The sequence below is a fragment of the Castellaniella sp. S9 genome, assembly GCF_027257175.1.
Lineage (GTDB): Bacteria > Pseudomonadota > Gammaproteobacteria > Burkholderiales > Burkholderiaceae_B > Castellaniella.
In genome coordinates, this window is sequence record NZ_JAPFGD010000009.1 from 90623 (window position 1) to 103573 (window position 12951).

General features: G+C 63.4%; 13 protein-coding genes and 1 pseudogene. 12 read left to right on the forward strand and 2 right to left on the reverse strand.

What is annotated here, in order from left to right; all coding sequences use genetic code 11:
* The first annotated feature begins 25 nt into the window (after window positions 1-25).
* On the forward strand, window positions 26-2056 hold the full coding sequence (locus OOZ48_RS15065; protein ID WP_269499713.1) for a DNA topoisomerase III: 2031 nt from the start codon (window positions 26-28) through the stop codon (window positions 2054-2056).
* Window positions 2057-2779: 723 nt separating this feature from the next.
* Here the strand turns inward: OOZ48_RS15065 and OOZ48_RS15070 are convergent.
* A complete protein-coding gene (locus OOZ48_RS15070) occupies window positions 2780-3415 on the reverse strand; it encodes a cation transporter (RefSeq protein WP_003098972.1) in 636 nt (211 codons plus the stop codon).
* Between the two features lie 411 nt (window positions 3416-3826).
* Here OOZ48_RS15070 and OOZ48_RS15075 point away from each other — a divergent pair, with 411 nt between their 5' ends.
* Complete coding sequence (locus OOZ48_RS15075; protein ID WP_014747696.1) at window positions 3827-4036, forward strand: hypothetical protein; 210 nt, start codon at window positions 3827-3829, stop codon at window positions 4034-4036.
* Between the two features lie 24 nt (window positions 4037-4060).
* Window positions 4061-4423, forward strand: coding sequence for a DUF3703 domain-containing protein (locus OOZ48_RS15080; RefSeq protein ID WP_196588568.1), 363 nt, complete (start codon window positions 4061-4063; stop codon window positions 4421-4423).
* A gap of 67 nt (window positions 4424-4490) precedes the next feature.
* Here OOZ48_RS15080 and cadR read toward each other — a convergent pair.
* Window positions 4491-4887 (reverse strand): annotated as a pseudogene (gene cadR / locus OOZ48_RS15085) (Cd(II)/Pb(II)-responsive transcriptional regulator).
* A 91-nt stretch (window positions 4888-4978) separates the two neighbouring features.
* Between cadR and OOZ48_RS15090 the strand changes: the two are divergent.
* From OOZ48_RS15090 to OOZ48_RS15130, 9 genes are all read left to right on the forward strand, one after another.
* Window positions 4979-7891, forward strand: a complete 2913-nt coding sequence (locus OOZ48_RS15090) for a heavy metal translocating P-type ATPase (RefSeq protein ID WP_003098961.1) — start codon at window positions 4979-4981, stop codon at window positions 7889-7891.
* A 3-nt stretch (window positions 7892-7894) separates the two neighbouring features.
* Window positions 7895-8395, forward strand: coding sequence for a signal peptidase II (lspA, locus tag OOZ48_RS15095; protein ID WP_003098955.1), 501 nt, complete (start codon window positions 7895-7897; stop codon window positions 8393-8395).
* A gap of 336 nt (window positions 8396-8731) precedes the next feature.
* Window positions 8732-9043, forward strand: coding sequence for a hypothetical protein (locus OOZ48_RS18575; protein WP_003108988.1), 312 nt, complete (start codon window positions 8732-8734; stop codon window positions 9041-9043).
* Window positions 9044-9380: 337 nt separating this feature from the next.
* Window positions 9381-9593, forward strand: coding sequence for a hypothetical protein (locus tag OOZ48_RS15105; protein WP_003116833.1), 213 nt, complete (start codon window positions 9381-9383; stop codon window positions 9591-9593).
* Window positions 9594-9614: 21 nt separating this feature from the next.
* On the forward strand, window positions 9615-10007 hold the full coding sequence (locus OOZ48_RS15110) for a hypothetical protein (protein WP_003098949.1): 393 nt from the start codon (window positions 9615-9617) through the stop codon (window positions 10005-10007).
* A gap of 213 nt (window positions 10008-10220) precedes the next feature.
* Complete coding sequence (locus OOZ48_RS15115) at window positions 10221-10958, forward strand: DUF5983 family protein (RefSeq protein ID WP_003098947.1); 738 nt, start codon at window positions 10221-10223, stop codon at window positions 10956-10958.
* Window positions 10959-11054: 96 nt separating this feature from the next.
* Entirely contained in the window at window positions 11055-11333 is a 279-nt protein-coding gene (locus OOZ48_RS15120; RefSeq protein ID WP_003108989.1) for a hypothetical protein, read from the forward strand.
* A 287-nt stretch (window positions 11334-11620) separates the two neighbouring features.
* The gene (locus tag OOZ48_RS15125; protein WP_006226009.1) at window positions 11621-12433 is read left to right on the forward strand and encodes a hypothetical protein; all 813 of its coding nucleotides are present in this window, start codon (window positions 11621-11623) and stop codon (window positions 12431-12433) included.
* A gap of 141 nt (window positions 12434-12574) precedes the next feature.
* Entirely contained in the window at window positions 12575-12928 is a 354-nt protein-coding gene (locus tag OOZ48_RS15130; RefSeq protein WP_006226010.1) for a DUF3085 domain-containing protein, read from the forward strand.
* Window positions 12929-12951: the final 23 nt, after the last annotated feature.

Here is a 12951-nt window from a genome sequence, read left to right on the forward strand (position 1 = left end):
AACCACGGGAATCGGATGAACGGACATGCGGCTGTTCTTGTGCGAGAAGCCCTCCCAGGGCAAAGACATTGGCCGGATTCTAGGCGCCACACAACGCGGTGAAGGCTGCCTCAACGGTTCCGGCGTCACGGTCACCTGGTGCATTGGCCATCTCGTAGAGGCGGCAGCGCCGGAAGCCTACGACGAGCAACTCAAGCGCTGGTCCATCGAGCAGTTGCCCATCATTCCCCAGCACTGGCGGGTCGAGGTCAAACCGAAGACCGCCACGCAATTCAAGGTCGTCAAGGCGCTCTTGGCGAAGGCGACTCACCTGGTTATCGCCACCGATGCCGACCGCGAGGGCGAATTGATCGCCCGCGAGATCGTGGAGCTTTGCGGCTACCGCGGCCCCATCGAACGCCTGTGGCTGTCGGCGCTCAACGATGCGTCCATTCGGGCGGCACTGGGCAAGCTGCGGCCTTCGGCCGAGACGCTTTCGATGTACCACTCGGCGCTGGCGCGCTCCCGTGCGGATTGGCTCGTGGGCATGAACCTGAGCCGGCTGTTCACGGTGCTGGGGCGACAGGCGGGTTACGACGGCGTGCTGTCGGTCGGCCGCGTACAGACCCCGACGCTCAAGCTCGTTGTGGACCGCGACCGCGAGATCGCGCGCTTCGTGTCCGTACCATACTGGGCCATCGCCGTGTCCCTGTTCGCAGGCGGTTCGACTTTCGCCGCGCAATGGGTTCCACCCGATGCGTGCACCGACGACGCAGGCCGCTGCCTGCGGCAGCCGGTCGCACAGCAGACCATGCAGCAGATCCGCGCTGCGGGCAGTGCCCACGTCGTGTCGGTGGAGACTGAGCGTGTCCGCGAAGGCCCGCCGCTGCCGTTCGACCTGGGCACCTTGCAGGAAGTGTGTTCCAAGCAGCTTGGGCTGGACGTGCAGGAAACCTTGGAGATTGCCCAAGCCCTGTACGAGACGCACAAGGCCACGACGTACCCCCGCTCGGACTCCGGCTACCTGCCCGAGAGCATGTTTGCCGAAGTGCCCACCGTTCTCGACAGCCTGCTCAAGACCGATCCCTCGCTGCGCTCGATCATGGGCCAGCTCGACCGCTCGCAGCGCTCGCGCGCCTGGAACGATGGCAAGGTCACGGCGCACCACGGCATCATCCCGACGCTCGAACCGGCGAAGCTCTCCGCCATGAGCGAGAAGGAACTGGCCGTGTACAGGCTCATCCGGTCGCATTACCTGGCGCAGTTCCTCCCTCACCACGAGTTCGACCGCACTGTGGCCAAGTTTTCGTGCGGGGGGCAGAACCTGGCGGCCACGGGCAAGCAGGTTGTCATCCCGGGTTGGCGCCAGGTGCTCGCCGAGCCGCAGGCCGAAGACGGTGATGGCGAGGGCGATACTGCGGTCCGCGCCCAGGTGCTGCCCGCGCTGCCGAAACTGTATGAGGGCCTGGCATGCCAGGTGGCCGACGTCGATCTCAAGGCACTCAAGACGCTGCCGCCCAAACCGTACACGCAAGGCGAGTTGGTCAAGTCCATGAAAGGCGTCGCCAAGCTGGTGTCCGATCCCCGCCTGAAGCAGAAGCTCAAGGATACGGTTGGCATCGGCACCGAAGCGACGCGGGCCAACATCATCGGCGGCCTGATCGCTCGCGGCTACCTCGTGAAGAAGGGGCGCGCCATCCGCGCCTCGGATGCGGCTTTCACTTTGATCGATGCCGTGCCTGCGGCGATTGCCGACCCTGGCACCACCGCCGTCTGGGAACAGGCGCTCGACATGATCGAGGCCGGACAGCTCACCCTGGACGTGTTCATCGGCAAGCAGGCCGCGTGGATTTCGCAGTTGATTGCGCAGTACGGCAGCGCCTCCCTGTCCATCAAGGTTCCCCAAGGGCCGGCATGCCCGCAGTGCGGCGCACCCACGCGCCAGCGCAGCGGCAAGAGCGGCCCGTTCTGGTCGTGCAGCCGCTACCCGGACTGCAAAGGCACGCTGCCAGTCGAATCCGGCAGCTCCAAGCGCGGCGCCTCGCGCCCGCGCCGTAGCGGCCGCAAAGGCTCCTGACCGCCCCCGTTCCCCGTGAGCCGTGCCCGCCTTCGGCGGCGTGGCCCCTGTCCCGCACTCCGCCGCATGCCCTGCGGGACGCCCAGCGCGCAACGCCTTCTTGATCCGTGTGCGCGTCCCGCCCAGCCGTCCCCGGCCGCGGGACCTGAAGGTAGCTTCTCTGCGAGCCGCACCACGCGCGTTCTGTTGATCTGCGTTTCTTCCGCCCTCTGCGAAGGGTCTCCCGGTGGCTTGCCAGGCTGCACGAGCCACCGGGAGACCCTTCGTGGTCAGCGGTAATCGGTGCCGGTGCCCGCCGGTGCAAAAACGGGCTCCCTTTGTGCGCGGATGTGCGCCAGACGATGCCGGCCCCAGCCACGACATGGGCCGGGTGTGATTGCTTGATGAGCAGACGGTTCTAGCGACGACCGGGCCTGCCAATCAGCCCACGGGTGGTTCCTCTTTTCTCCCGAGCCGAAGGCCGTTGGGCCTTCGGCGCCATTCTCCTGCCCATCAACGTCCCGGCCCGGCCATTGGCCTGGGCCACACGAACAGGAGAGACGACATGCACCCTCAACCTTGCGCACCGCTGCTGTACGGCAGACGGAGGTCGAGAACGGCATGCCCGCCTATCGCGCGGCCATCGCCAATGGTACGCTCGGCTGCAGCCGAGGCCGTAGCCCAAAGGCTGGACTACCTCTTTTGCAGAGGTAAACCTCGGGATGAACTGGGCGAAAACATGCCTTATGTGCCCGCCTTACGGCGAGCTGTTTCCGATGCTTCGCGCAGGATTTCCCGCCCCCCATTCGCTGCGATTGCGGCCACGATGACGCCCAGCACCAGATCCGGGATGTTCGACCCGAACCCCATCACCAGCACCCCGGACAGCACAATCGCACCATTGACGATGGAGTCGTTGCTGGTAAAGATCGCTGACGCCTTGAAGTTCACATCTTCCCCGCGATGGCGGCGCAGTAGTCTGAGGCACACTAGGTTCAAAGCCGCGTTCAGCGCGGCCATGGCCATCATGGCTGGGCCGACAGGCTCTTCCCCTCCAGCGAAGCGGCGTAGGACTTCCAACAGCAGCAGCGCGGCCAGGCCGATTAGCAAGAAACCCGACAAGCGGGCCGCGCCCACCTTGACCGTTGCCGCACGACCGACGGCATACAGGCTAACCGCATAGACCGACGCATCGGCGAGGTTGTCCAACCCGGCGCCCATCAGCGCCGTAGAGCCAGCCCAGATGCCAAGGGCAATGCCGGCGGCGGACTGCGTCAGGTTGATCAGCAACACAGTCAGAAGAATCTTTCGGTCCTTCGCATCGCTCGCATCTAGGCGGCCCAACTCGTCGTTTTCGTGATTTCTGTGGTTTTCAGCCATGCATTGTTCCTTCCAAATCGATGGATGCTGAAGCCTGTAGCGGCTGGAGAGTCAAGGCGCAGATGCAACGAACTTGCCACAGGGTCTTCCCGGACGCCCTTGACTCTACCGTAGCTAGAAGGTTTTCCAATCCAGTCAGAGCTTTAGGACAGAACAGATGAGCACCAATGCGCCCCCTTCATTGCGACTGTCATCCGGTATGGCTGCTATCCACTGATCCGTGGCGCCACTGCGGTTGTGCTCTTCGGCGAGCTCGCGACCGGCCGGCCGTCTTTTCCGACGGAGCTACTCACAGTGATCGTCGCGCTCGCTTGTGCCGCCTTGCTAGAGGGCGGGCGGCCTTTCCACTCCCCGTTGAGCCAGTAGCGGCGTTCCAAGCTGTGGTTGGCCGTCGGCGCATGGCTCGGCTTCTTGGTCGTGCATCTGGCCTTCCAGCACTCCAATCTGGGATACCGGGTCGGGCCGTTGGGATTGTTGATCGGGGTGGCTGAAGCCCATCGCTGGCATCACAAGCGTGAGCACGAAGACGCCCAAGTCAACTACGGCGATTTCTGGATGCCCGGGGGCCACTTGTTCAGCGCTTTCCGGTCGCAAAAGCACACGCTGGGCGCCAAAGAGTGACACTCAAGAAAGATGGACTTTCCAATGGACTACGGCCCGCAGCTTGTCTATCCCTTCCGGAGCCGGCCAGCAGCGGCAAACGCTTGCGCTGCTGGCTATACGATCTTGCCCACGTCGCATTCTTGCGCGAGTCGGGCCTTGCGGCTTCTTGCGAAGCGATCGCGAGTTGCGTGGCGTGCCCATGAGTCGGGCCGCGTCGTGGCGCACTGCTACCTTGGCCTGCACCTGCACCTGCGCAGCCACGCCGCGATGCTCGGTCTGGCCTGGAGAACCCGTAAGGTGGCGGAGATTGCGGCGCGCAGGTCGTCCGGCTCGCGCTGGCTCCTGTGGGCCACGCCCTCGGTCGCACGCCGTCTCAAAACGTCAGAACCGCGCGCTTTCGCATGATGGAGCGCGGCACGTGGCTCTCAGAACTGGACCCGATCACTTCCAGCACCGATGACACGCTCGAGCTTCAGGCGGGCTCGGCCAAGCTGTTGAGAATGCCGCACTCGCGCGAGGTTCGGGCGCTATCGCAGGAGCGTCGCAGATCCATTAACTCGCGCTCCAAGGCGCGCAATTCCTTCATCTTGGTCCGCACTTGCGCGATATGAGCGTCGACCAGCGCGTTCACCTCGCCGCAGCCCAACTCTGGCCGATCCCGTAAGTTCAGCAGTTGACGGATCTCATCCAGCGTCATGTCCTTCGCCCGGCAGCGGCGGATGAACAGCAAGCGCTGCAAATGGACTTCGTCATAGAGCCTGAAGTTGCCCTCGCTACGTGCAGGCGGGCAGCAAGCCTTCTGACTCGTAAAAGCGCACGGTCTGCACCAAGCAATCTGCCTTCTTGCCCAGTTCACCGATCCGCATCATGGTTGCTTCCTATAAAAAACTTGACTCTATATCTACTAGAGGTTTTCTAATGATGGCATCCGGGGAAAACCTTGTCAATGAAGAGCGATCTATGAACAAAGAACCTTCCAGCCCATGCGCCTGCTCCGGCGGCAATGGCCAACAGACGGCGTGCGCCAGTGAGCAGGCCAGCACTGAAACCACCGTTTTCCACGTGAGCAACATGGATTGCCGCAATGAGGAAGCACTGGTGCGGCGAACGCTGGAGGGCATGCCCGGTGTCGAGCGGCTCCTGTTCGATCTTCCGCAGCGTTTGTTGACCATTTCGCACCGCGAAGTCTCGGCCGATGCCTTGGAGCAAGCGCTGAATTCGGTGGGCATGAAGGCTCAGGCTGTCCGAGACGCCGCCGTGTCGACCACCTACCGCATCGAGAACATGGACTGCCCGAGCGAGGAGAAACTCATCCGCTCGCACCTCGGGGCAGTCGAGGGAATTCAGGACCTCGACTTCGACCTCGCTGAGCGCACCCTGTCGGTGAAACACCTCGCTCAGGCACGCGCGCAGATGGAGCAGGTCCTGGCCTCGATCGGCATGCGCGCCAAGGAGCAGACCTTCGGCCACACGGGGCCGATCGAAGCCGCGGCTGTGATCCCATCCTCGGCCCTGCAGCAGCAACCAACCGCTGCCGTTTCCGCGCCGCCGATCGGCGAGCGGGTGACGTACCGGATCGAGAACATGGATTGCCCGACGGAAGAAGCGCTGATCCGCGACCGGCTGGGCAAGCTGCCGGGTGTGACCGCGCTCGACTTCAATCTGATGCAGCGTGTGCTGGGAGTCCAGCACACGCTGGCGACCTCAGCGCCGATCGAGAAGGCGCTTGCTTCCATTGGAATGCAGGCTGCGCGGCAGGACATGCAGACAGCCACCACGGTACTTCGCATCGCGAAGATGGACTGTCCGACCGAGGAAAGTCTGATCCGCGGCAAGCTGCAAGGCATGCCGGGCGTGCAGGGAATGGATTTCAACCTGATGCAGCGCACGCTCACGGTTCGGCACACACCCGACGCGATCAAGCCGGCAGTCGAAGCCATCGAATCGCTGGGCATGGAAGCCGAGGTCCAGAGGACTGATGAGCCGCGCGATGCCCCGGTGGCCGCGCACAAGACCAATTGGTGGCCGATGGCGGTTTCGGGCGTTGCGGCGGTGGCCGCCGAAGGCGTGTACTGGGTCAACGACGGCAATCATTGGGCCGTGATCGTGCTGGCACTGGTTTCGATCTTCACCGGCGGCCTCAGCACCTACAAGAAGGGCTGGATCGCGCTGAAGAACCTCAACCTGAACATGAACGCCCTGATGGCCATCGCGGTCACCGGCGGCATGGCGATCGGCCACTGGCCGGAGGCCGCCATGGTCATGTTCCTGTTCGCGTTGGCGGAAGTGATCGAGGCGAAGTCGCTGGACCGCGCCCGCAACGCCATTCGGGGGCTGATGGACTTGGCGCCCGAGACCGCGACCGTGCGGCAGGCCGATGGCTCATGGACAGAGCTGCCGGCCAAGGAGGTCGCAAAGGGCGCGGTGGTCCGCGTGCGTCCTGGCGAGCGCATCGCACTGGACGGCCTGATCACCTCGGGTCGATCGGCCATCAACCAGGCGCCCATCACCGGCGAGAGCCTGCCCGTCGAGAAGGCCGAAGGTGACCAGGTCTTCGCCGGAACCATCAATGAGACCGGCTCTTTCGAATACAAGGTGACCGCAGGCGCCAGCGACTCGACGCTCGCGCGCATCATCCATGCCGTGGAGTCCGCGCAGGGCAGCCGTGCGCCCACGCAGCGCTTCGTCGACCAGTTCGCCCGCGTCTACACGCCGGCGGTGTTCGCGGTGTCCGTGCTGGTTGCCGTCGTGCCGCCGCTCGCCTTCGGCGGCGCATGGTTTGACTGGGTCTACAAGGCCCTGGTACTGCTGGTGATCGCCTGCCCCTGCGCTCTGGTCATCTCCACGCCGGTCACCATCGTCAGCGGCTTGGCCGCTGCCGCCCGACGCGGCATCCTGATCAAGGGTGGCGTCTACCTGGAGGGCGGGCGCAAGCTCAAGGCGTTGGCCCTGGACAAGACCGGCACACTCACACATGGCAAGCCCGAGCAGACCGACTTCGTGCCGCTGATCGGCGAGGCGCAGGAAGTTGCCGCCTGGGCCGCAAGCCTCGCGGCACGCTCGGACCATCCTGTGTCTCAGGCCATCGCCCGCAAGGCGAACCGTGACGGCATCGCGCTGCACGAGGTCGACGACTTCGCGGCGCTGCCTGGCCGCGGCGTGCGCGGCCGCGTCGCCGGGCGCATGTTGCACATGGGCAACCACAGGCTCGCCCAGGAGCTGGGCCTGAGCGAAGCGACGCTCCAGGCTCGGCTGGAGACCCTGGAGCGCCAAGGCAAGACAGCGATCCTGCTGATGGACGATGCGACCGTGCTCGGCATTTTTGCAGTGGCCGACACCGTGAAGGAAACCAGCCGTGAGGCGGTGGCCGACCTGCAGGCGCTGGGTGTGCGCACGCTGATGCTGACGGGGGACAACCAGCACACGGCCGCGGCCATCGCTGCCCAGGTCGGAATCTCTGAAGCCCGTGGTGACCAACTGCCCGAAGACAAGCTCAAGACCATCGAAAGCCTGGTCGGCGGCGAGGGCCAGGTGGGCATGGTGGGCGACGGCATCAACGATTCGCCCGCGCTCGCCCGTGCCGACATCGGCTTCGCCATGGGCGCGGCCGGCACCGACACCGCGATCGAAACAGCCGACGTCGCCCTGATGGACGACGACCTGCGCAAGATCCCCGCCTTCATCCGGCTGTCGCGTAGCACTGCGGCGATCCTCACGCAGAACATCGTTCTGGCCCTTGGCATCAAGGCGGTGTTCCTTGCGTTGACGTTCACAGGGCATGCCACCATGTGGATGGCTGTGTTCGCTGACATGGGGGCAAGTCTTTTGGTTGTCGTCAATGGGCTGCGCCTCCTGAAGTTCAAGGCGGCATGAACAATGGATGAACCATCTCTTCGCAAGACGCAGTGGTACTCACTCGCGATCGTTATATTCGCCGGCGATCAGGCAGCTAAGAGCTACATTGACGCGACAACTCCCTTGGGTTGGTCGCACGAGGTGGCGTCATTCTTCAACCTAGTTCACGCTCTCAATCCCGGCGCGGCGTTCAGCTTCCTTGCTGGCGCGGGCGGCTGGCAGCGGTGGTTTTTTCTGGCGATCGCGTTCGCAATATCGGCATGGCTCGCATGGCTGCTCTCCCGGCCGCTGCGCAAAACGGAAGGCCTTTCGTACAGCCTCATTCTGGGCGGCGCATTGGGCAACGCGTTCGACCGCGCCACGCGCGGGCACGTTATCGACTACATCGACTTTCACCTGCACGGCTGGCACTGGCCCGCCTTCAACATCGCTGACATGGCCATCGTGGGCGGGGCGATCGCGCTGGTGGCCCAGTCGTTCATGAGCGTGGAGAACCCGGCCGCCACAAAGGAGTCCCAGTGACATTGGGACGATCCGGAAATTCGCAATGCACACGGTGCAGGACACCAATCTGAAGAGAACGGCCCCCAGCATGAGCGGCCGCGGCTTGGCCCTCATGCTAGCGCCCACCGCCGCTTTTGCTGCAACGCCCTGTTGCGATGGCGGCGATTGCTGCAACGACGTCGCAATGCCTTGCTGTGAATAAACAGCACGCAAGCCAGTTGACCTGGCAATTATGAAAGTCCATCACGGCGATGCTGGCCTTTTTCGTTCCAATGAGCCGTCACGGAGAGGTGATGATGAAGCTATGCCGGGATCCTGCAAGCTTTAGGACGGTCTTCTTTACCGCATAGCGATATGCTGATGTCACCCGTTCGCCTCGCCTGGCAAGTACAAGTAGTTCGTCGCGGTTTTCTGGCCGTGTCCGCCCGCTTCGCTGGCCCTTTTGCCCCAAACAAGCGCAATCATGCCTGCGTTACCACCAAAGTTCGCCCCCGCCAGTTGCTGTTCCTAAAGGGCATCAAGCTCAACGCCATCGCCGACCGGCCAGCGTATTTCGCATCGCTGCGTGCCCGTCGGGGCCAGCCCATCGTCATCCTCGCAGAGCTGGGACCGGACGAGGCATTCGCCCTGTGGAAGCAGCATGTACTGGGCGACAGGCCTCGCTGACCCAGTTTCGCCTCATCCTCCTGACAGCCCCGCACTTATTGCGGGGCTTTCTTTTTTCCGCGTTCGCCAATCGGGGCTGTTGCAAATGCCGATTTCCGGCTGACGCGGCTCGCCTCGCGCATGAAGCTGCCCGCATGTGTCGCTGATTCGTCAGCACCATGCCAGCAGCCAGAGTTTCCAGGCTGCCGCGGATTCTTTCCGCGCTACCCGCCAGTCCGCCATCGCATCGAGTCTGCGGACGCGCGTCACCCGTGACGCCGATGCTTTTTTCTCAACCGCGTGCGGGAGCTGCCATCCCGTGAGGGACGAGGCCCCGCTTTTTCCAAGGAGCCCGTCCATGTCCCAGCAAGCCTCTTTCGGCCAGTTGGCCTTGATCCATTGCGGCAAGTTCCTGCCGCTCGAAATCCTGCATAGCGCCGCCGGCCACTACATCGGCACGCGCGATACAGAAGGTCCCGTTTCGCGGGAATCCTGCCAGTACTTCCGCAGCTATGCCGCGGCTCAACGTGCCCTCGAAAGAGGCGGCTGGTCCCAGCTCGCCACACCCTGATCCAACTGGAGGAACCACGTCATGAACCAGCTTTTGCCCCAGGAAGTCGTCGATCAGATCATGCGGGAAGAGCAGCATTTCGCCGCCGCGCCCCAAGCCTTCTTCGAGGTCTGGAAGCGCGGCGTCGAGATCGCAGGCCCGCAATGGTTTGGCGACGGCACGCGCGAAGGCCTGAACCAGGCAAAGAGCAAGTGGGATCTGCGTCCCGACATGCTGCGTGCCAACGACGCACTCGGCGTCCTGAGCAGCGGGGAACGCATGTTCCTGTCCGCCATGTTCAGCTTCTACAACGCGCGCGAGGGCGGTGCCATGCTCAAGCGCTGCCACTTCCAAGGACTGTCGGACTTCGATGGTCTCGATCTGCAACGCCGCAAGGTCATCGCCGATCTGTTGGTGAACTACAGCGGTTGGTGAGCCGGTCTGCGGCATACCACCGTCTTTTTGTTCACTGCCCATGAGGGACATGCGTCCACGCGGCCATGTCCCTCGATTTTTCTTCCGTCAGCCTGCGCCGATTGGCCCAAAGCCCTCGATCAGTGCCGCCTGACGCTTTTTCCACTTTCAACCCACCGGGGTTCAATTCCCGGTGGCGGGAATTGGCTCCATTATTCAATCTGGAGAAATTCCATGACCCAGAATCCCAATCCCTTTGTACGCGGCTACTGGAATCTGAGAGTCGTCCGAACGCTGTGCATCTGCTACGGGGACGGAAGCCCGCATGTCTGGCGATCCATCCACACGAGCCAAGCGCATCTTTCCGACAACGACCTGATCTCATCGCCTTGCATCGTCACCAGCGACTTCGCGTTGATCAAAAGCGGCACTGACGCCATCAGCGACGAGCTGATTGCTGAATGTGATGCTGTTGAAGGCATCAACGGCGAAGGCGTGGTGGGCGCCGTGGTCTATGCCATCCATGGCGACGACCTCGACGGCCGCCCGGTCCATGTCGGTGATACCTATTCGGCCGAAGCCGCGCGAGACGTGGTGCAGCGGTTGAGTTTCGAGACCGGCTATTACAGCCGGTGCTGGGAAGTCAGCAGCGCGCACATCTGCCAGGAAACCGGCCAGTACCTCGCCAACCTGGCAGACCTCGCCACGCCGGAGGCTTTTCTGTTCATCGCCTTTCGGGTTCCGTACAGCCCGGCGATTGGCGTCAAGCTGATCTCCACGCCCTGGACAGACAAGAACCTGGAATATGCCGAGGGCATCAGCGCTGAGCAGCTTCGACAGGAGCACCGCGACAAGGGCATGCCTGACGACCTGGCGAACATCCTTGAACTGGCCGGCCAGGCAGATGTGCGCATCCTCATCCTCGATGCCGACGCACCCGCGCTACTGGGCTTGCCACTGGCCGAGACCTAGCAGACACGCGACGCGCAAGCCTTCCCCTTTATCCCCCATATGCCAGCCCGCCTCCCACCAGGAGCCGGGCTGGTTCAATTCCATAGGAGCAATCTCATGTTCCCCGATCTCATCTTGCCCACGCCCGACTTCGAGAATCAGCTTGGAGCCTGCGTCAACGCCATGAGCCAGGACGACGCCATCGGCCAGATCCTGGTGTTCGAGCGCATGAGCGGTACGCTGCACATGCGCCATATCGACAGCGCCGATCTGGTGGACACCGACATTGACGACTACGAAATGGTCGTATTCGACGGTGGCAACACAAGCGGCGACACGTGGAAGCACGTGTTCTTCCCGCGTCAGCGAGAACACTACTTCGTGTACGAAGCCTGACCCCCAAGCCCCTTTCGAGGGGCTTTTTCTCGCCCGCAGCGCTGGAAAGCGGGTGCGATGGGGTGCCGTTTCCTGCAAGCGGGCCGCTTACTCCCGGGCCATTCTTGCCCCATGTTCGTCGGCGTTGCCGACACATGCCCAGGCAGCCAAGACCTTCAAGGCTGCAAGCACGGGAAGCCGTGCTGGTCGATGTTTTCCACGGACGTACCGCGTCCATCCACACCACCCACAAGGGACCTCTCCCTTGCGGGCGGGGAATCCCTTGTTTCTTCCTCAAGGAGATTCCCATGGACCGTTCCCTCATCAAATCCATGATGCCTTCGCTAGTCGCAGGCCACGTGCCCCGCAACGTGCGGTCGTTCAAGTACCGCGTGTTCGACGATCAGCCGCAATCTTCGACATTGGGCTTCGCCGTCGACCCCCAGCCCTTCGACGGGAAGGTAGTCGCCATCACCGACGATGCCATCGTCGTCAAGCTCAAGCCGAGCGAGTTCGCTGTGCTCGATTCCAAGCTGGTGACCACCGTCCCCGACGAAGGCGCCAAGGTGCATGTCCAACCCTACGCACGGCGCCGTTTCGATGGGCTGCGGGCGGACACGCCGGAAGAGCGCACCGAGATGACGTCCGACGGCATTCCCTACACCGTCAAGACGCACATCCTCGGCTCCGCGCCGGCCAAGCTGCCCATTCCCGAGCCGCAGTGCATGGAGCTGGGTCAGCTCATCCAGCAGTTGGAGGAAATGCCGGCGCCCGATGGCTTCCGGCGCATCACCCACATGCTGGTCGATGCGGGTGCCCGGGATTTCACCTGGGTCGATCCGACGCCGTCCAAGATCATCGAGACGCCTCCGGCGATCAGCTTCACGGTCTCGACCGCGAAGTTCGAGGGCCGGGTGACGGTGCTGTACGACCGAGGCGGCGACACCTACGTGGTGGAGCTGCATCGCGACGGCGAATTGGTCGATCGGCATGACGAGGTGTATTTCGACATGCTCGGCGAAGTGCTGGAGCGACTCATCGACGACGGACGTTGGCGCCTGATCGATGTGAGCGTGATCGACGCCAAGGCTACCCGGCAGCGCCAGGCGGTGCCGGCATGACGCCGGAAACTGAATCCTGCCGGTTCTACGGCTGACCCGTGGGTCCCGCCACGAAGTTTCGCCCATGGGCCATGTGCCCACAGGCCCTCCATCCATGCGGATGGAGGGCCTTTTCTCTATTCCACATAGGAGATTTCAACCATGTCACTGCGATTCAAAGGCTCCGACCTGCGCCCCGTGCTGACCGAGGCCATCGCCAGCCAATGCCGCGTCATCCTGGTCAAGGACCAGGGCGTGTACTTCCTCGCCGAGCAGGGAGAGCGCCGCCCGGATGGGCGTGTGAAGCTGCTGGCCTATGCCGTCGGCTGCAACCCGGATACCGACCCGTTCGACGACTGGTGGGAACTGGCGCGCGCCGAACTGGGCGGCGACGACTTCGGGGAGTACTTCGACCCGAAGGACGGCGTATTCACGCGCATCCTGCACACCGAAGACGACCTGATGCTGTCGGCCACCGCCACACATCTGTCGCTGGAGGTGGTGCCTCCCGCATAGCGCGGCAACCGCCACTCGACTCT